Origin of the sequence: Aliikangiella sp. G2MR2-5 (assembly GCF_015687155.1) — a bacterium.
Classification (GTDB): domain Bacteria; phylum Pseudomonadota; class Gammaproteobacteria; order Enterobacterales; family Kangiellaceae; genus Aliikangiella.
Window position 1 is genome coordinate 70,953 of record NZ_JADPQF010000004.1, and the last position, 19,603, is coordinate 90,555.

Annotated in this window: 14 protein-coding genes; 5 read left to right on the plus strand and 9 right to left on the minus strand. The window is 44.0% G+C overall.

What is annotated here, in order from left to right:
- Positions 1 to 10: 10 nt before the first annotated feature.
- Positions 11 to 3,814: a bifunctional proline dehydrogenase/L-glutamate gamma-semialdehyde dehydrogenase PutA gene (gene putA, locus IYN84_RS13320; protein WP_196139734.1), complete on the minus strand. Its 3,804-nt coding sequence runs from the start codon at positions 3,812 to 3,814 to the stop codon at positions 11 to 13.
- Between the two features lie 153 nt (positions 3,815 to 3,967).
- Between putA and IYN84_RS13325 the strand changes: the two genes are divergently transcribed.
- Together IYN84_RS13325 and modA are read left to right on the plus strand one after the other, a co-directional pair.
- Positions 3,968 to 4,447 carry a winged helix-turn-helix transcriptional regulator gene (locus tag IYN84_RS13325; RefSeq protein ID WP_196139735.1) on the plus strand — a complete coding sequence of 160 codons (480 nt, stop codon included), beginning with the start codon at positions 3,968 to 3,970 and terminating at the stop codon, positions 4,445 to 4,447.
- A gap of 77 nt (positions 4,448 to 4,524) precedes the next feature.
- Entirely contained in the window at positions 4,525 to 5,283 is a 759-nt protein-coding gene (gene modA / locus IYN84_RS13330) for a molybdate ABC transporter substrate-binding protein (protein WP_196139736.1), read from the plus strand.
- A 75-nt stretch (positions 5,284 to 5,358) separates the two neighbouring features.
- Here the strand turns inward: modA and IYN84_RS13335 are convergent, their stop codons facing one another.
- Entirely contained in the window at positions 5,359 to 5,760 is a 402-nt protein-coding gene (locus tag IYN84_RS13335; protein ID WP_196139737.1) for a cupin domain-containing protein, read from the minus strand.
- 243 nt (positions 5,761 to 6,003) lie between these two features.
- Positions 6,004 to 7,875: a GGDEF domain-containing protein gene (locus tag IYN84_RS13340; protein WP_196139738.1), complete on the minus strand. Its 1,872-nt coding sequence runs from the start codon at positions 7,873 to 7,875 to the stop codon at positions 6,004 to 6,006.
- Between the two features lie 273 nt (positions 7,876 to 8,148).
- Here IYN84_RS13340 and IYN84_RS13345 point away from each other — a divergent pair, with 273 nt between their 5' ends.
- The gene (locus IYN84_RS13345; RefSeq protein WP_196139739.1) at positions 8,149 to 9,606 is read left to right on the plus strand and encodes an aminoacyl-histidine dipeptidase; all 1,458 of its coding nucleotides are present in this window, start codon (positions 8,149 to 8,151) and stop codon (positions 9,604 to 9,606) included.
- Between the two features lie 148 nt (positions 9,607 to 9,754).
- Positions 9,755 to 11,848, plus strand: a complete 2,094-nt coding sequence (locus IYN84_RS13350; RefSeq protein WP_196139740.1) for an ATP-binding protein — start codon at positions 9,755 to 9,757, stop codon at positions 11,846 to 11,848.
- A gap of 118 nt (positions 11,849 to 11,966) precedes the next feature.
- Here the strand turns inward: IYN84_RS13350 and IYN84_RS13355 are convergent, their stop codons facing one another.
- On the minus strand, positions 11,967 to 13,331 hold the full coding sequence (locus IYN84_RS13355; RefSeq protein WP_196139741.1) for an aspartate aminotransferase family protein: 1,365 nt from the start codon (positions 13,329 to 13,331) through the stop codon (positions 11,967 to 11,969).
- Between the two features lie 206 nt (positions 13,332 to 13,537).
- On the opposite strand from IYN84_RS13355, the gene IYN84_RS13360 reads away from it, so the two are divergent.
- Positions 13,538 to 14,026, plus strand: a complete 489-nt coding sequence (locus IYN84_RS13360) for an Lrp/AsnC family transcriptional regulator (protein ID WP_196139742.1) — start codon at positions 13,538 to 13,540, stop codon at positions 14,024 to 14,026.
- Here the strand turns inward: IYN84_RS13360 and IYN84_RS13365 are convergent.
- The 5 genes from IYN84_RS13365 to xerC all read right to left on the minus strand — a co-directional run bounded on the left by IYN84_RS13365 (position 14,023) and on the right by xerC (position 19,601).
- Entirely contained in the window at positions 14,023 to 14,676 is a 654-nt protein-coding gene (locus IYN84_RS13365; protein WP_196139743.1) for an RluA family pseudouridine synthase, read from the minus strand. The genes IYN84_RS13360 and IYN84_RS13365 overlap by 4 nt on opposite strands.
- A gap of 60 nt (positions 14,677 to 14,736) precedes the next feature.
- Positions 14,737 to 15,006 carry a hypothetical protein gene (locus IYN84_RS13370; protein WP_196139744.1) on the minus strand — a complete coding sequence of 90 codons (270 nt, stop codon included), beginning with the start codon at positions 15,004 to 15,006 and terminating at the stop codon, positions 14,737 to 14,739.
- Positions 15,007 to 15,052: 46 nt separating this feature from the next.
- Complete coding sequence (locus IYN84_RS13375; RefSeq protein WP_196139745.1) at positions 15,053 to 17,722, minus strand: EAL domain-containing protein; 2,670 nt, start codon at positions 17,720 to 17,722, stop codon at positions 15,053 to 15,055.
- A 251-nt stretch (positions 17,723 to 17,973) separates the two neighbouring features.
- Positions 17,974 to 18,642, minus strand: coding sequence for an HAD-IA family hydrolase (locus IYN84_RS13380; RefSeq protein WP_196139746.1), 669 nt, complete (start codon positions 18,640 to 18,642; stop codon positions 17,974 to 17,976).
- Complete coding sequence (xerC, locus tag IYN84_RS13385; protein WP_196139747.1) at positions 18,642 to 19,601, minus strand: tyrosine recombinase XerC; 960 nt, start codon at positions 19,599 to 19,601, stop codon at positions 18,642 to 18,644. The genes IYN84_RS13380 and xerC overlap by 1 nt, the downstream gene beginning before the upstream one ends.
- Between the last annotated feature and the right edge of the window lie 2 nt (positions 19,602 to 19,603).

Below are 19,603 nucleotides of genomic sequence, written 5' to 3' on the forward strand. Positions count from 1 at the left end.
ATCGGAGAATCTAGTCTTCATCGTCAGTTAACGTCATCAACGAAGTATTCCCCCCTGATGCCGTTGTATCGATACTGATGGTTTTCTCAGTCAATAATCGAGTCACCAATGTATCATAATATTCGCTGCTGATAACCGGCAAAATTGCTCCCTTGCGCGCAGCCAGTTGCGTATTAACAAAAGCTTTGCGTTGACAGCCACTACCAATAACAGCTCCAGCCAAATGCGGGTGCGCAAGCAGCGCTTCAAGCTGGCTTAATTTTGCAACCTGTAACACCCCTTCAGAAACACCACAAGACAACAGCTCGTCTCTGAACGCGAGCGCCTGATCATGAAAATGATCAGATACTACGGTAATCAAAGTATTTCCCGTTGCCAGGGCTGTAATAATCGCGATCGCCCAGAAATTAAAGCTGGAATCTTTGTCGGCATAGCACAGAACGCATCCTCTGGGTTCCAGATAGAGAATGTTGGACTCTCCTGTCGGCCCAGGCATTACAAACGGCTTCGATAGTCTTTTCTCAATTTTAATTACTTGCGACCTGGCATCGGCAACCGTCTGCTCCAGGTCTTCAGCCAGATCCTGAATACTCTCAATTTTAGCTATCCTGGCGATAAACTGACGGACAATAGAAAGTCGAGAATTAACATCTGAATTGCGCCAGACTTTTTCATCTCTCATCGCTTTGCGCATCAACTCATCCACAAGCGCCCTGCTACCCACCGAGTTATCAAATTCGACCGCATCAGGTTTGCCCTGACTCAATTGATGATTATTTGGCGAAGCTTTTTCCCTGACCAGACGGCTCAAATAATTCGGTCCACCTGCTTTAGGACCGGTTCCGGAAAGACCGCGTCCGCCAAAAGGCTGAACACCGACTACAGCGCCGATCATGTTGCGGTTAATATAGATGTTACCGGCGCGCGACTCTCTCGCAAGATAATCGGCACGCTCCTGAATACGACTATGGACCCCCATAGTCAACCCAAAGCCGGTTGCGTTGACCTGCTCGATTACATTGTCCAGCTCGGTTCCCTTAAATCGGATAACATGCACGCAAGGACCAAAAACTTCATCTTTGAGAACCGCCAGGTTATCGATCTCGTACAGGCGTGGTGCAAAGAAGAAATGCTTGTCGGCTTTCACTTTGGAAAGATCGCACTCGTACAATAACTGGCCGTTGTTTTTCATATAGTCAACGTGCGCATTCAAATTATCCAGCGCTTTCTGATCAATCACCGGCCCGACGTCAGTCGACAACCAGCTCGGATCAGCAACGGTCAATTCCTTCATAGCCCCCTTAATCATGGTAATTACCTTATCGGCAATCTCTTCCTGGATAAAGAGCACCCGTAACGCGGAACAGCGTTGACCTGCACTCTGGAAACCAGAAGAAATTACATCGTCGACCACCTGCTCTGGTAGTGCAGTCGAGTCTACGATCATACAGTTTTGGCCGCCGGTCTCTGCAATCAACGGAACCTGGTCACCGCCTCTTTCGGCAAGCGTTTGTGAAATTCTGGTTCCGGTATCGGTTGAACCGGTAAACATCACTGCTTTAACTCTTTCGTCAGGAACAATAACCTGACCTACTTTGCTGCCGCGAGCAATTACTGGCTGTACAACATTTTCAGGCAAACCCACCGCCTGCATTAATTCAATCGTTCGCAACGCGATAAGCGACGTTTGCTCAGCAGGTTTAGCTATTACCGTATTGCCGGTAGCAATTGCCGCAGCAACCTGACCAAGGAAAATTGCCAGCGGGAAATTCCACGGACTAATACAAAGGACAACACCTCGCGCTTCAAAGCGCTCATCTTTCGCCAATTCTTCCGCGCGTGCTGCGTAATAACGACAGAAGTCTACCGCTTCGCGAACTTCATCAATTCCATCCTGGGCAACTTTACCCGCTTCCTTGATACACAGTGCGATCAATTCGTCGCGATGACGCTCCAGAATATCACCGGTCTTTCTTAAAATATCGGCGCGTTCCTTAACCGGAGTCACCGACCAGCTAGCGAAGGCTTTTTCTGCGTTCTCTACCAACAACTTCATTTCATCTTCATTCTGGTGACGAATGTGGCCGATGATCTCATCCAGGTTGGCCGGGTTAGTTACCGGATCGGAACCTTCTGGAACAGCGGTAAGGGTAATTAAATTATTCTTTACCCATAGTTCCATATTGTCTTTCATAGGAGTGATCAGGTTGATATCGGTCAGATCCAGCCCCTTGGAGTTATCTCTCTCTTCTCCATAAAGTGCGATGGGTAGCTCTATCTGCGGATTACTTTTCTGTTTATATCCCTGAACTTTTTCCACCGGATCAGGAAGAAGAGATTCCACGGGTTTGGACTCATCGACAATAGCATTTACAAATGAAGAGTTAGCACCATTTTCCAGTAGGCGGCGAACCAGATACGCCAGCAAATCTTCATGCTGACCAACAGGCGCGTAGACTCGACACTGAACCTTATCTTCAGTCACTATTTGATCATAAAGGGACTCGCCCATACCATGTAAACGCTGGAATTCGAAATTATCTTTACGCTCTCCGGCCATTTCCAGAATAGTTGCCGCAGTGTATGCATTGTGGGTCGCAAACTGCGGAAAGATGGTGTCGCGATACTCCATCAAACGAATGGCGCAAGCTTTATAGCTAACATCGGTGGAAGGCTTACGGGTAAATACCGGAAAATGCGGTAAACCGTCTTTTTGTGAAACTTTAATTTCCGTATCCCAGTAAGCGCCTTTAACCAGACGGACCATCAATTTTCGACCAACTCTCTGGGTTAGTTCGCGTAGCCATTCGACAACGAAAATAGCACGCTTCTGGTAAGCTTGAACAGCCAGGCCAAACCCTTCCCAGTCACCCAGATCGTCGTCAGCAAAAACCGCTTCGATAATATCCAGGGAAATGTCCAGTCTGTCAGCTTCTTCAGCGTCAACCGTAAAACCGATGTCATAACTTTTCGCTGCCAGTGCAAGTTCTTTCAGTTTAGGGACCAGCTCGGTGATCACACGCTCACGGTGGGTAAATTCATAACGTGGGTGGATAGCCGATAACTTTACCGAAATGCCCGGGCTTTTGATCGGTCCGCGGCCATTAGCCGCTTTACCGATCGCATGGATAGCTTTCATATAACTATCAAAATAACGATCAGCGTCCGCCATTGTGCGTGCGCCTTCGCCCAACATATCGTAGGAGTAGGCATAACCTTTCTGCTCTTTTGGCTTGGCTCGCTCGGTAGCCTGCTCGATAGTTTCGCCCATAACAAATTGCTTACCCATTATTTTCATGGCGAAATTTACTGACTTTCTTATAACCGGTTCACCCAGTCGACCGACAGTTCGCTTGAGAACACCAAACTGCTCTTCTTTGGATTTATCGGAATAATTAACCATCTTGCCTGTGACCAAAAGGCCCCAGGAAGAGGCATTAACAAAAAGCGAATCACTGTTACCCAGATGTGAACTCCAGTCTCCTTTGCTCAGCTTGTCACGGATCAGCTCTTCCTGGGTTTCAGAATCAGGAACACGCAGTAAAGCTTCGGCGAGACACATCAGTACAACCCCTTCTTCTGAAGAAAGAGAAAATTCATTCAGCAACGCATCAATTCCGCCTTGCCCTTTTTGGTCGTTACGGATATTCACGACCATTTGACGAGCTCTCTCCCAGGCTCGGCTACGAGCGGCAACGCCCACTTCGGCAAGAGGCAGAATATAGTTGATTACTTCATCCTCATCGATACGATAGAAATCACGAATTTTTTGGCGGATTGGACAATCCGTTACCAGTGAACCTTCAAAAAGCATTTGCAAATCCTCAACAAGAGAAGCAGTTTATTCTGCCAACAATTATAATTGGACGCATTTTAGACAAAAAACCGCAGGATATGCTGGTTTATTTTCGGAAAACACCGTAAATTAGCGGGTATTAGCCAACTAATTCCGTATAATCTACTGAAAATGACAAAAGAGACTAAAAATCGTCCGTTGGACAAGATCGATTTAGCAATTTTAGACGCTCTTCAGCGAAATAGCAGAATTAGCAACGTCAACCTTGCCAAAGAAATTAATTTAAGCGCCAGCCCCTGTCTGGATCGAGTAAAAAGGCTTGAGTCTGAGGGATATATTGAAAGGTACGGCGCAGTTCTCAATGCATCAAAGCTAAATTTCGGTCTGAAAGCCTATGTCGAGGTAACACTAGATAAGTCCACTTCAGATGTATTTGACCAGTTTGCCGAGCAGGTGCAGAAGATCAAGCAGATTGCGGAGTGTGATATGGTCGCCGGCGGATTCGATTACCTGCTTAAAATTCGAATAGCCAACATGGCTGAGTATCGATCAGTACTTGGTGAGGTAGTCGATATTCCCGGTGTCGCCAAGAATCATACCTATGTGGTCATTGAGCATATAAAAGAAGATAAAGGCTTACCGATTGTTTAATTTGTTGGAACTATTAAATAACGCTTTCATTGATCCAATGACTTGTTAACCCGCCCAAACTCAATTACTTTAATCTGATGAAAACTTTACTCCTGGCCTGCTGGATTTTAATTTTTACTTCAACCTCACTCAACGCAGCTGAGGTAAGGGTAGCCGTTGCATCCAACTTTGCGGTTCCGATAAAGCAGCTGGCTAAAAAATTTGAGCTATCGAGTGAACATAAAGTACGTCTGTCAATTGGCTCTTCCGGTAAATTCTTTGCCCAGATTCAACATGCAGCACCATACGACTTGTTTCTATCTGCTGATCGGGAAAAACCGCAGGCTTTAATTAATTTGGGCCTGGCGGTTAATGGCAGTCAGTTCACTTATGCACAGGGCCGTCTTGTACTTTGGTCAAGAACGACTTCACTGGTTGACCCCCAAGGGAATGTATTGCTCCGGGGCAACTATCGTAATCTGGCACTGGCAAATCCCAAATTAGCGCCATACGGAGCCGCCGCGGTTGAAGTGCTGACTCGCCTGAAGCTTTTTGAAAAAGTGAATCCAAAATTGATCCGTGGTGAAAACATCGCACAAGCTTTTCAATATGTAGCGACGGGCAATGCAGAAATAGGTTTCATTTCTTATTCACAACTCAAACAACTGGATAGTAAAGAGATGGGGTCATATTGGTTAGTGCCTGAATCACTCCACTCCCCAATCAGGCAGGATCTGGTTTTATTAGAGCGGGCCAAAGAAAACCCTGCGGCGGCGGCATTCATTGAATTTTTAAAAAGTGAGGGCGCTCAAAAACAGATTAGACAGTTCGGTTATAAGCTTTCGTCCTCATCGTAGTTCTGAATTAAACGACGCAGTTAATTCGCCTTTGATAATAATCGTTAAATGGAGTGAGGGTCGTGCCAGTCAAGATCAGCCATCAGTAACTTTGTATTCCCTGACACTTTCCTGCTCATTCGCATCATTTCTTGCAACCAGAGCAATCGCTTCTTGCTCATCACTCAAATTGATAGCTATATGCGGTACGCCTGCAGGTATATATATGAAATCGCCCTGCCTGTTGATGCTCGACTTGGATAGTTGATCACCATAAAGAGTTTGCACTTCTCCCTTAATAAGATATATAGCAGTCTCAAACCCTTCATGATAATGTGGCTTGGAACGGGCACCTGCGGGGATGGTTACCAGGTTCATGGAAATCGATTGAGCTCCTGCGGTATTTTCTGATATTCCAATGTAGTTTGGTAGCATTTGTAGTGTATCTACTTCTTCTTCGGGTCGAACTGTAATTATCTTCCCTTCTAAGTCAACCATGATATTGAACTCCTGGATCTAGTCAGCCTGACACTCATTTGGCTATGTTTTTTTCAACTTATTTTTGATCTGCTATTCAGAAATAAAAGAAAAATCGGACTTGCTCATAGGTTTCGAACCTTCTGGCAAAAAATGGGGAATCACCACAATTTTTTTGTAAGATGAGTATGCCTTCCCTGTGAATAAAAGGGCCCACAAATTAAGCAGGGTTATTTTGTTATGGTTATTTTGCCATGGTAGAACTTAAGCCACTACAAATTGATCCCGCCCGTTTTCCTTAGCAGTATATAATCCTTCATCAGCACGTTTTGCGCAACACTCAAACTCATCATCATCTTCCACAAATTGAGTCGCACCCATGCTAAAAGTAATTTCCTGCTCGAGTCCATCAATCTTTATTTTCGAAATTTCCTGCTTAATTCGATTAAAAATGGTCGAGATAATTTGAGGAGTACTATTAGGAAGTATTAACATCCACTCTTCACCGCCAATTCGACCGAAGCAATCTTTATCTCGAATAACTTTTTTTACCGCATCAGCAAATGCACGCAGCACCTGATCTCCCATATCATGTCCATAGGTATCATTGATCTGCTTGAAATAATCGAGATCAACAATAGCGATGGTAGTATCCTGTTTCAATTTTTTGTAGTTGTCGAATTCAATTTTCGCCAGAGAAAAAATCTGACGACGATTATCAACGCCTGTTAGCTCGTCAGTCATGGCCAATGTGGCGAACTTCCTTCGTCTCTCCTTTTCTTTCCTCAATACAAAGGTGATAAATAGCAGTAGAAATATCAAAACCAGAAATGATAGGAAGTAAATCATATTCTGCTTTTCCTGAGAGGATAATTTTAACTTTTGCAGTTCATTTTTCTGTTTAAGCAGTTTATTCTCTTTTTCCTGCAGACGACTTCCAAACTTTGCCTGCATTTCCTGAATTTTTGAGTCATTTTTCTCCTTATAAAATTCATTCAGCTTTTTTACCAAAGTCCTGTATTGAATGGCTGACTCCCGAAAGGCCTTCTTTTTCAGAGAAAGTTCAGCGAGTGCATTGTCAAACCCCAGTTTTAGCTGTGACTCATTATCCAGGAGCAAAGGTTCTATCTGTCTGATTATCAGCTCTGCCTCAGCGATCCGGTCAAACTGTAAGTAAGCTTTGGTTAGCCCCATTCCAGCCAACGTCTGCAGTCGTTGATTTTTTAATTGCATACCAAGCCGATAAGATTCTTTGAAGTACTTTTCCGCCAACTCGAAATTTTCTTTCGACAGATATAGCTGACCTAGTTGGCTTGAAGCAAAAGCAATCCCTTGAACAATTTGAAGATCACGAGCAATCTGTTCTGATTTTTTCAGGTATTTCTCCGCTTCTTGCGGCTGCTTATTACGCAAATAAGTGTACCCCAGATTGTAATAAATAATTGAAAGCCCGGCAGGATCCCCACTTTCGCTGACAATCTCGAGGGTTTTCCGGTGGTACTCAATTGCTTTATCCAGATTGTTGGTTGCTTCAAAAATTAACGCTATATTGGGGAGAATCATCGACCCCATTTGAGGTATATTTAAAGATGCCTGCTCATAAGCTTTAAGTAAAATATTTAATGCTTCATCGTATTCAAGATTGTAATAGTGGGACAACCCCAGTTTGTTCCTGGTAAATATCAGTTCCGGTATATGCTGATTATTTGCAAAATAATCTATGGCTTGATCGTAAAGTACCTTAGCTTCAGGCCAGCGGTTCATTTGCGAATAAGCTTCTGCCATGCCGACGCCAAATAGTGCATTTTGCTTGTGATCATTAAGCTTCCGAGCCAGCTTTTGTCCCGAAACCGCAACCGCCACCATTTCCTGCATATTTCCCGCTTGAGCGAGAAGACCTAACTTGATATTCATAAGCTCTACCGCCACCACGGGCCTCTTTTCGATTAAGTCTTCATTTAATCTGCTATTTAGCTCAGCTAATGCCTGGGTTGGTGACTCTCCAGCAAGTAAGCGCAGCTGATGAACTTCATCCTTCTCCAGGGACCAGGCTCGACAGGAAAACCCTGCTATCAGTATAAGGGTCAGAAACGTCAGCAAACGCCAGGATATTAGGGAAGAGTAAAAGATTCGCATGATTTTCCAGTCAAAATTACGGTAAATATCCGAGCAGACAATTTAGGTGGTTCATCTACACAGGAGACAGATCAAACACCTTATATCGGCAATCTCATCAAGAGATTTAGTAAGAATGTACCACTTACGACTATTTCGTCAATTTTTTATGATCAGGTGATAGAAAATCTACATAGTTTTGACCTGGGGCAGGCGTATTACAGGCTTTTGTTTGCATTCAATAGACGGCCATTTATACTTGGCGTCAATTTAAGATTTGACGGAGAAGCTTGAGTGTCAGCAATAGCCCAACTATCCCCAACTTCGCTGTGGGAAATATTCTACCAAATGACTTTAAGGCCGCGTCCATCTGGCCATGAACAAGCGGTTATCGACTATGTTGAAAGTCTGTGTCATGCACATCAGTTAACCCTGCGCAAAGATACCATAGGCAACCTGATTATCAGCAAGCCAGCAACTCCCGGTATGGAAGAACGCAAAGGGATAGTCATGCAGGGTCACCTTGATATGGTCCCCCAGAAAAATGCTGATTCGACACACGATTTCGAGTCAGATCCTATTCAGACCTGTATTGAAGATGGCTGGGTCACCGCCGTTGGCACAACATTGGGTGCAGACAACGGGATAGGTGTGGCGGCAGCGCTAGCCGTTATGACGGCTAAAGATATAGAGCACGGTCCATTAGAGGTGTTGTTAACCATTGACGAAGAAGCCGGTATGACCGGAGCAAGTAACCTCGAGGCAGGCATTTTACAGGGTGATATTCTATTAAATCTTGATACCGAAGATGAAGGAGAGCTCTACGTGGGGTGTGCCGGTGGTATCGACATCAGCGCCTTAGTTGATATGCAATGGCAACCGCTAGAAGGCAACTATCAGGCTTTTGAATTGGCAGTAACTGGTTTACGCGGTGGCCACTCTGGACTCGATATCGATAAAGGAAGGGGCAATGCCAATAAAATTGCAAACCGCTTCTTACTGGAAAACTACGACAAGCTAAACATGAAAGTTTGTCAGTTTAACGGCGGTACCCTACGCAACGCTATCCCGCGAGAATCATTTACCCAAATCCTGGTCCCGGTTGAAAATGTTCCTGCTTTTGAAAGTGCTGTCACTCAGTTCAAAGAAGAAGTTACCAGGGAATACGGCTCAGTAGAAACGAACCTTTCGATAGCTTTAAAGTCGATAGACGCACCTTCCCGTAGCTATAGCGATGAAACCTGTCGTAAAGTAATTCACTCAGTCGCTGCCTGTATTAATGGTGTTAGTCGAATGAGTCAGGAGTTTAACGGCGTTGTCGAAACCTCCAATAACCTGGCGATTGTCAAGACCGAAGGTGATCAGGTGGCAGTCAAATGTCTGACTCGAAGTCTTTCTAATAGCGCCAGAGATGCTTTAGCTGCGGAAGTAGCAGCCAGTTTTAAAGCGGTGGGGGCAGCTACCCAATTAAGTGGTGACTACCCGGGCTGGAAACCCAACCCTGACTCTAAAATACTTATCACCATGATCGAGGGTTATCAAAGGCTCTATGGGGTTAAGCCTGAAGTCAAAGTAATTCATGCCGGACTAGAATGTGGCCTGCTTAGCGAACCTTATCCACACTGGGACATGATTTCATTTGGTCCAACAATCCGCCATGCTCACTCTCCCGATGAAAAAGTCGAGATCGCAACGGTTGAAAAATTCTGGGTATACCTGCTCGACAGCCTGAAACATGCGCCTCTAAAATAGCAACTGCTCTGCTTTGGCGAGACATCTGGTGTCTCGCCAGTAATCAAGCTCCCAATCTTTCCTCTCAATTTACTTGCGATAACACCTAATCAAAACTAGGCTAACTATGTGATATCAATAAGGATTAGTTCCTCTTGTAGACCCAATCGTGATTACCTTTTTTAGCGCCAAGAACACAAAAGAGCTTTGGCTAAAGTTACTTGCTCTATTGACGTTGTGTTCAATCACCAGCCTGTGCATAGCTGAGTTGCGCTCGCGTGTCGACTACACCGCCGCAGAGCTCGAGTGGGTCAAGAATAACCCGGTCATCTACTATAGTGACGATATTTCCTGGGAGCCATTTGTTAATCTAACTTCGAAAAACAGGCTCGAAGGAATTTCTGTTGATTACCTGAAACTCATAGAGGAAAAGACTGAACTAAGGTTTGAATTTATCAAATCAGATAACTGGAGTCAGGTGATGGAAAACTTGAAAACCAGAAAAATCCATCTGGTATTAGCTGCAATCTACGCCCCGGAAAGAGAAAACTTTGCCAGTTTTACCGACCCTTACTTCAGCTCTCCGCTAGCCATGATCACAGGCCCTCAATATTCCTATATCCAGTCGATCGAAGAGATTTACGGAAAGACGGTTGCTGTTCCCAAAGATTACTATACCTATAGCTATTTAAAAAACAACCACCCAAAACTCAATTTCAAAATTGTTGCCGGCCTGGACGACGCGCTTAGATCGGTTTCTCAAAATCAAGCAGATGCCTTTGTTGGATATCTCCCGGTAGCGGTTTATAAACTTAAGCTTTCCCACTTTAATAACCTGAAAATATCAGGAACCATCGACGATAATCTGAAGGTAAGAATGATGGTTGCCAAAGGAGCGGAACCACTGGCAAGCATTATCAACAAATCCCTTGATCAGATAAGTGAAAACGAAAAAAGACAAATTAGCGACAAATGGTTTAACGTTGCAGTGGAAACCGGAATTAATCCAAAAACAGTATTTAATGTGATCGCTTTAGTTGTCTTTTTGGGTGTGCTGACTTTGTTCTGGATAATGAAACTTCGCAAAGAGATTCGGCTAAGAGAAATTACCGAAAAAGCGTTAATTCAAGCAAGAGAAGAAGCAGAAAAAGCCAACCAGGCGAAATCGGAATTCCTCGCCAATATGAGCCATGAAATTCGCACGCCAATGAATGCTGTTTTCGGTTATTCACAATTGCTTTCAGAAACAAAACTCGATTCGGAACAAAAACAATACCTCGATGCTATCGCTACCGGTAGCAATGGGCTACTTCATATCATTAACGATATTCTGGAAATATCAAAAATTGAAGCCGGTAAAATGAAGATTGAAATGGAGCCCGTCAACGTTGCTCGTTTAGTCGCTGAGGTCAAACAGTTATTCAAAGACTCTATGGCCGAAAAATCTCTTGAATTTACCACTAACCTATCCGAAAAGGTCCCCGTCTGGATTATTAGTGACGGCAATAGACTAAGACAGATTTTGATCAATATGGTAGGCAATGCTTTAAAGTTTACCGACAAGGGTTTCGTCAATATTCAGGTATTCTACTCTGACGATCAATCACTGTGTTTTACGGTAGAGGACTCAGGCGTCGGTATCGAGCCGACTCGCTTTCAATCAATATTTGACCATTTTGAATATCAAATCAGCCCCAGCGCATCACATGTTGCCAGCAGCGGACTAGGGTTATCGATATGTAAGAAACTCGCGGAGAAGCTCGGCGGTACAATTGAAGTGGAAAGTCAGATAGGCAAAGGTAGTCGCTTTACACTTCGTTTATTCCAAATTGTGGAATCGCAACCAGAACCAGGTGAACAAGATCGAGTTGAAGACAAGAAACTCAACTATCGCGAGGCAAGAGTACTAATTGTTGATGATGTTACCAGTAACCGCCTTATCCTGGAAAAATATCTATCCAGTTTTCCGTTTCATATTGAGCATGCCGATAACGGTCAGGCAGCCGTTGAAGCGGTCAGAAGAGAACGTCCTGATCTGGTTTTCATGGATGTTAGAATGCCCATAATGGATGGCTTTGACGCGACCACGCAAATAAAATCCTTCGATCCGAGTATACCAGTTGTTGCAGTTACCGCTTCAGCCCTGGAAAGCGAGTCTTCCAGAAAGAGAAACCAAATCTTCGACGACTTTTTACGAAAACCGATACTAAAAGCCAAGATTATTAAGGTCGTCGGTGATTACCTGTCAACAACTCAAACATAGAAGAATAATCGCCTTTGAAATAATGGCTATCCCTATAAAAAAAGACCACCGGGGGAACCAGTGGCCAAAGCTTCACAGAGCAAATTAAGCGATAAACGCTTATACAGGTTTTGAGAAACTACTCGAAAATTTCATTGATTCCCGCCTCGACAATGTCCACTATTTGCTCAACCTGTTGCGGATTAAGGGTTAATGGTGGTGACAAAGCCAATGAGTTAACTGAAGGCAGTGGACGAATAATTAATCCTTTTTGATAACAGGCCTCCGACACTTTGGCCGCCAGCTTTTTACCGGGATCAAGAAAAGTCTTTTCTGATGCGCTTTGCATGAGTTGAATAGCGGCCAGTAAACCTTTACCTCTGATTTCGCCAACATGTGGATGACCGGCGAGTCGATCAGCCAAAGCTTGGTGGAGGTAGCTACCAACTTTAGCGGCATTATCGGTTAGACTTTCCCGCTCCATAATATCCAGCACACAGTTCGCGACGGCTGCCCCAATGGGGTGTCCTGAATAGGTATAGCCATGAGAAAACCCACCAAACTCTCGGGATGCTTCACGCAGCTGATCATGCACGTGCGTTGCAATAAAAGCAGCTGACATTGGAAAGACTCCTGCCGTTATTCCTTTAGCGGTCGTCATTAGATCTGGCTTGAGTTCATAGTGTTCACAACCAAAACTTTTTCCTGTTCGCCCAAAGCCACAAACCACTTCATCAGCTATTATCAAAATATCATTTTTGCGACAGATTTCCTGAACGCCTTTCCAGTAACCTTGAGGAGGCGTAATAACACCTCCTGCTCCCATAATAGGCTCACCGATAAATGCAGCAATACTATCAGCTCCTTCCTGTTCTATAAGTTGCTCTAGTCGACTTAGCAGACGCGCACAAAATTCAGACTCACTCTCTCCGGCAAATGCTTCCTGGTAATAAAACGGACTATCTGTGTGGACAACAAAGTCCAGCGGCAAATTGAACGCCTTATGGAAACCTTTGAGGCCAGTTAAGCTCGCGGTCGAAATCGAAGTGCCATGATAGGACTGCCAGCGTGAGATGATTTTTCGCTTTTCAGGCTTGCCTCGCATTATCTGATACTGCCAGGCTATCTTAACCAGAGTATCGTTGGCATCCGACCCGGAGCAGCCAAAGAACACCTGACTTAATCCTTCTGGTGCCATAGCAATCAAACGCTCAGCCAGGGTTTCCTGTGCCTGGTTTGTATGTCCGTTAAAGGTATGAAAATAATCCAGTTGCTCTGCAGCTTTGGCAAGTACTTGCGCAACCTCTTTACGGCCATGACCTATGTTGCTACACCAGAGTCCGGCAATACCATCAATCAACTGGTGATCATCCTTGTCTCTCACATATATTCCTTGAGCCGCCTGTACGCACCTTGCTCCACCTTGTTCAAGAGCAACTACCGAAGTTGCCGGATGCAGAATATTATTCTGTCGCGAGTTGATGGCTGTCACCGGAGAATTCATTTTTCGCTTTACCCTTCAAATAGCTTATCAATTAAGCCTTATTTGAACATATCTGGAACAAAATCGGGCGCTAAAAAAGAACAGATATGTGCCTTTAAATTTTGTAAAATGGCATTTAACCGCATATTATTTTGCATTGACAAAATATGCTTCAAATAACCGGTAATATAACGGTCAGCCCACTAATGTGAGTCAAGCGAATGGCGATGGATAACAAAGATTTAAAATTACTCTCTTTACTACAACAAGATGGCCGAATAACCAATCAGGCATTGGCGGAGAAAGTTGCGCTTTCACCCAGCGCATGTTTGGCGCGAGTAAAAAGCCTTCAGGATAAAGGCTACATAGAAGGCTTTAGAACCAAAGTTCGACTTGAAAAACTTGGACCGGTACTTATGGCGTTTATGGAAGTCACACTGGGCAACCACCATCCGGCTGATTTCAAAAAATTCGAGAAGTATATTGATCAAATTGAGGAAATAGTGGAGAGCTTTGTAGTCGGTGCTCACTTTGACTATCTGATACAGATTGTAGTGTCCGATATGACTGAACTAAGAGACTTATCCAATCAATTACTCGAAGCTGATCTTGGTGTTATCAAGCTGAATACACTGCCTGTAATCGATCGAAATAAAGCATTTTGTGGTTATCCTTTAAAAAAGCTTTCACGTTATCATTTCGAAGAATCGAGTTAGAAAGGACATTGACTTTGAATCGAAAAATTCTCGCCAGTGTCAGGGTGTCTAAATGATAAAGACTCTGCATGAAGCATTAGTCGATCCGCCATTTGCAACGCCTGTGGATGGGCATAGAATTTGTCCCCTAGAATAGGATGCCCAATCTCAGCCATATGCACTCTAAGCTGATGGGATCGTCCGGTGATCGGATAAAGCGCGAGCAGGGAGGCCTGACCATCAGAATCAAGTAACCGCCAGCGAGTGCTAGATGCTTTTCCGGTTTCCGTGCAAACTTTCTGTTTAGGCCGGTTGGGCCAATCTACGATCAAAGGAAAATTCACTTCACCACTGTCGGTCTCGGGCCGTCCCCAGACCCGTGCGATATATATTTTCTCTGTTTCTCTTTGCTGAAATTGGCGATTAAGTTCACGTAATGCAGTCCTGGTTAATGCCATCAGCATAATACCGGATGTTGACATATCCAGACGATGAACAATACCAATTTCCGGCCACACTAATTGTGCTCGAAACTGCAGGCTATCCTGATGATTTCGAGCCTTTCCACGAACGGAAAGTAAACCGGAAGGTTTGTCAAAAACCACCAGATGATCATCACGGTAAAGAATTTTCAGGTAGGGCGCGATCGGTGGCGTATAATCAAGCAGCATATTTTAAATAAATCACTCTAGAGTTTTTTGTTTGAAAACTTTTTGCATTAGTTGCATGCGCTAGAAGGAAGCCAGAATATAAATACCGGCAGCGAGAAAAGCCAAACCGGAAAACTCTACAAAAAGTTGTGTTGGCATAGGCGCCTTGTCAATCTCATCGACGTTTTCAGTTGGAAATTTGCCAAAAGTCACCGCTCGATAAAAACACCAGCCGATAGTCCAACCGACCCTTTCGACCATCAGATCCCAACCGATAAATAGCAGTACTCTAAGCCCTCCTGACAAAACTCGTAGCATTGCTTTGAATAGACCTTCTGCCAACTCTTCCATGTTATTCTCAATCAATGAAGACTTAAAAATGGCACTTTACCAAACTTTACCTGCTGCTAGTAGAATTTTCGAATGGATGCCCTTGTAGGGCGAAATGTTCAAAAGTTTGTTGATCAACTGGTGGAGAAATATAGTAACCTTGCGCATAATCACAACCAATACTTTTGAGAATAAGTAGTTGTGGTTTATTTTCAACGCCCTCAGCAATAACCTTCAGTTTGAGCTTGTGTGCCATCACGATAATAGCTTCACACAAAATACGATCTTCTTCTTCAAACTCAAGATTTTTAACAAATGAGCGATCTATTTTAATATAATCTATGTCGAACCGTCTCAGATAGGATAATGAAGAATACCCGGTACCAAAATCATCAAGAGCAACCTGGATTCCCGAGTTTCTAAAAGCGAGTAGCTGCTCTGTAATCAGGGGTGATGCATCCATCATCATGCCTTCAGTAATTTCCATTACGATAGCCTGACCATTCTCTTCTATTCGGCTAAAATTGCGCGCCCACGCCTCCTTGTCAAAACTATTCGCCTGATACTGGGCGGGAGACGTATTCACACTGATTTGAAAATCAGGCGCAATACTTTTGCGCCAGCAAACAACTCTATCGAGAGCTTCCTGAATAACCCATTGGCCAATCTGGACGATCAATCCGGTTTCTTCTGCTACCTCAATAAATTCTCCAGGAGGAATAATGCCACGAGATGGATGATTCCAACGAATGAGAGCCTCAGCTTTGATGACCTTTCCCGTTTTAAGATCGACGACAGGCTGGAAGTACAGAGAGAACTCCTGCCTCTCGATAGCATTACGAAGATCACTCACCAGACGCATTCGTTGTTGCGCAGCTTCCTGCATCGAGTGCGTAAAATATTGATATCGATTTCTGCCCAGGTTTTTTGCCTCATACATTGCCTGGTCGGCATTTTTTAGCAACTCTTCGATTCGGCCAGAATCCTGAGGATATAATGTAATTCCAATACTTGCAGAAACATAGGCGACTTCTTCTTTTAGTTGAAACGGCCTGGACAGCTTCTCAATGATTTTCTGTGCAATAATTTCTACGTGAGCATGCTCGTCAATTTCCGACAAAATAATGGTGAACTCATCTCCACCCAGACGCGCAACTGTATCCGACTCTCTAACCGATTCACTAATTCGCTTTGCAGCGTCAATCAGTAAAATGTCACCATAGTCATGACCAAGGGTATCGTTTACTTCTTTAAAACGATCCAGATCGATTAGTAACAAGGCAAATCGTCTACCATCTCGACTTGCCTTTTTTATTTCTTGCTCAAGCCGTTCATGAAACATGTTTCGATTCGGTAAATTCGTCAGAAAATCATAGTTCGCTTGTTCCCAGATAATTTTTTCTGACTTCTTTCTTTCTGTGATATCTGAGAAAAGCGCTACGCGCCGATGAACACTACCGTCTTCATTGTAAATAGTATTGATAGTTAGCCACTTGTAATAGATTTCTCCATTTTTGCGCCGATCTTTGACCTCCCCCTGCCATTGACCGGTATGACCAACCCCAAGAGACATCGCATCATAGAAATGCTGTTCATAAAATTCCGAGTTAAGTACGTCCGCCTGCTTTCCCAAAACATCTTCTGGTTCGTATCCCGATATTTCAGTAAAAGCAGGGTTAACTGCCAAAATACTTCTGTCATCACCAAAAATCAGCATGGCTTCACTGCTGTTTTCATATACCAGTGATGCCAGCTGTAACGCCTCTTCTGTTTTCGCCTTTTCCATCACAATGCCAGCCAGTACTGCCGCATGTTCGATCAACTTCATTTCGATTGCGCTTGGCACCGCCGGGTAGTGGTGATAAAGACTAAAGATACCTATCACTTCATCTTTGGCATTAAAAAGCGGTTCAGACCAGCATGATATCAACCCCGCTTCTTTTGCATGCGGCCTAAGAAAATCCCAATCGGGGTTAGTCTGAATCTGCTCGACTATGACACGCTTACCTGCCAAAACACTGTTAATAAAGGCTCCACTCCTATCTCCAAGTTTGGTTCCATCGATTGCCGAAATAAATTCTTGTGAAAGACGTGGAGCCGACTCGCAATAAATTTCTCCCTTTTTTATATCAAGCTTTAAAATGCTGCAGATAACTTCAGGCATCTCTAGCTCAATGTTGTCAATAATCGCTTTAAAGAGTTCTTTGGTAGGCTTACCTTTTGCAGTCAGAGTTAAAACTTGTCGACGAGATCGGTCCATCAGTTCATTCAGTTTGATTTCGCCAATATCAGACATGGCGCCAGCAATAACTCTGGACTTTCCATCACGTGTTGTACCAGCCTGACCAACCAGGCGAAACCAACGAAAAGATCCATCTTTGTGGCGTAAGCGAAGCTGTATATCAAATGGATCCAGGCTATTCAGATGGGCTTTTAACTTCAATACAACTGGCTTTCTCTCATCTCGAAATATCCGGTCGATAAAAGTTGACTTAACATTATCGATTTCGGCGTCATTAAAACCAAGTAATGCTTTCCACTGCGGCGAGAAGTAAAATTCATCGGTCTCAATATTCCATTCCCAGACGCCATCATTCGCTCCTTTAATAGCACGTTCATAACGAGCTTCTTTGTTGAGTAGCGCTTCATTTTGACGACGTAGACGGTATTGCCGAAAGATCAATAACGACAACAAAAAGGCAGATAAAACTGTTACCCAAATCAGATCGCTGGACATTTATGAAACCTCATAAACCCTGTCGCCATTTCACTCGATTTCAATTCGAATTCAAGGCTCAACTGCAAGATTATTAGTGGCAGTGTTTTGACTTCAACTAGGCGATTCATAATCCAGCTAATACTTCACTTTAATCTGGGAAAAAAAAGTCACTATGCTATTCCTTATTCTTATTCTTATTTTTTCTTCACTCGCCCTTAAGCTTAGCTAATAAAGAGACTATTTGCCGACTTTATTTGATTGATTTTTCTCTATTTTTTGTTGCTAACGAAGTTTATCAACCTTGTGCAATGCTGACCAACAGAAAGCTCTCCCTGAAAAGGAGCGAAATGATAAAACTCACACTCGGCGGCACTGGCACTTTGCCCATCTTTGTCCATTGAGTCACCAACATGAAGCAGTTTATCGGCAGTGATATAAAAGTCTGAGATCACCGCTTGCAACATCTGGGGGTGTGGTTTTGCCCGAAATCCGAAGGTTGGCGAATAATGTTTTTCAAAAAACGGGCTCAGTGCTGTCCTGGTTAAATCACAATTTCCGTTAGATACGGCCACCAGGGTATATTTTTGGCTCAAAGCCGACATCATCGACATAATTTCCGGTAACACCGTTATCTGACTACGATATCGAATAAATTGCGTAAAGGCTTTTTCGACGATTCTGGCTGAATCTTTTAAACCTCGGCATAGTTGATTCAATGCGCATTTCCTGAAATGACTTAAATTTTCATATTGGATATTATTTTCTGTCAGCAACTGCCGTCGAATAGCCTGAAAAGCTTCAACCTGAAATACCTGACCCTGTGCAGCGAACTCAATATCAAGAACTTGATTACAAGCCGCTTCAGCGTTATTCAGTACCGGTTGGTTGTCATACAGGGCATTATCCAGATCAAAGCTGATTACTTCAAAACTCGCCATCAGGACTCCTTTTTCGAAGGGCTCTTTTTTTTCCCCGCACGAGGGTGGGCTTTATCATAAACACGAGCAAGTTGCTGAAAATCCAGATGAGTATAAACCTGAGTGGTAGACAAATCTGCATGTCCTAAAAGCTCCTGCACCGCCCGCAAGTCTCCCGAGGACTCCAGCAAATGTGTGGCACATGAATGTCTGAATTTATGTGGATGCAGCCTGCCATTCATTCCTACCATTTTGCCCCAGTGAGCCAGTCGTTGCTGAATACTTCGCGGACTGAGGCGACCATTACGCTGACTGATAAAAAGCGCTTGATTTTCATCTGGCCCCAACCAGACACCTCGTATTTTTAGCCACTCCCTGATTGCTTCCAGTGCGTAGCCTCCCACTGGAACATAACGGGTCTTGTTGCCTTTCCCCGTGACCCTGACGGTTCTGTCAGACCAATCAATATCTTCGATATTTAGCCGAACCAGTTCCGCCAGACGCATTCCGCTTGAATAAAATAGTTCGGCCACCGCTTTGTCACGCACTCCGATATCGTCTCCTTCATCAATACCTTCAAGCAGCGCATTAACCTGGTCTACGTCGATAGTTTTTGGCAGCTTACGATCAAACTTTGGCGCTTTTACCCCTTTTGCCGGATTGGATGGCAGCTCAAGATCGCGAATCAAAAACTGAAACAAGCTGCGACAAGCAGACAGCATCAGCGCGATAGAGCGCGGAGATAGCCCTTTCCTGTGATAGAAGGCAGATAGTTGTCTCAGATGGATAGGCTTGACTTGGTCCCACCTGACGACATCCCTTTCCTGAAGAAATTTTAGCAGGCGAAGGATCTGTCGATAATAGTTGCTTTCTGTATGAGTTGAATAATGTTTTTGCGTTTTAAGTTGCGACAGGAAACGCTGTGCGCCGGTTTTCAATTCAGGCGCAGCAGTCAGGTTTTCCAGTTTTGCGAAACTCATTT

Bases quoted from the DNA above. Each gene is read 5' to 3' on its own strand.
- putA (WP_196139734.1), bottom strand. From the start codon at position 3,814: ATGCTTTTTGAAGGTTCACTGGTAACGGATTGTCCAATCCGCCAAAAA.
- IYN84_RS13325 (WP_196139735.1), top strand. From the start codon at position 3,968: ATGACAAAAGAGACTAAAAATCGTCCGTTGGACAAGATCGATTTAGCA.
- modA (WP_196139736.1), top strand. From the start codon at position 4,525: ATGAAAACTTTACTCCTGGCCTGCTGGATTTTAATTTTTACTTCAACC.
- IYN84_RS13335 (WP_196139737.1), bottom strand. From the start codon at position 5,760: ATGGTTGACTTAGAAGGGAAGATAATTACAGTTCGACCCGAAGAAGAA.
- IYN84_RS13340 (WP_196139738.1), bottom strand. From the start codon at position 7,875: ATGCGAATCTTTTACTCTTCCCTAATATCCTGGCGTTTGCTGACGTTT.
- IYN84_RS13355 (WP_196139741.1), bottom strand. From the start codon at position 13,331: ATGAATTCTCCGGTGACAGCCATCAACTCGCGACAGAATAATATTCTG.
- IYN84_RS13360 (WP_196139742.1), top strand. From the start codon at position 13,538: ATGGATAACAAAGATTTAAAATTACTCTCTTTACTACAACAAGATGGC.
- IYN84_RS13365 (WP_196139743.1), bottom strand. From the start codon at position 14,676: ATGCTGCTTGATTATACGCCACCGATCGCGCCCTACCTGAAAATTCTT.
- IYN84_RS13370 (WP_196139744.1), bottom strand. From the start codon at position 15,006: ATGGAAGAGTTGGCAGAAGGTCTATTCAAAGCAATGCTACGAGTTTTG.
- IYN84_RS13375 (WP_196139745.1), bottom strand. From the start codon at position 17,722: ATGTCCAGCGATCTGATTTGGGTAACAGTTTTATCTGCCTTTTTGTTG.
- IYN84_RS13380 (WP_196139746.1), bottom strand. From the start codon at position 18,642: ATGGCGAGTTTTGAAGTAATCAGCTTTGATCTGGATAATGCCCTGTAT.
- xerC (WP_196139747.1), bottom strand. From the start codon at position 19,601: ATGAGTTTCGCAAAACTGGAAAACCTGACTGCTGCGCCTGAATTGAAA.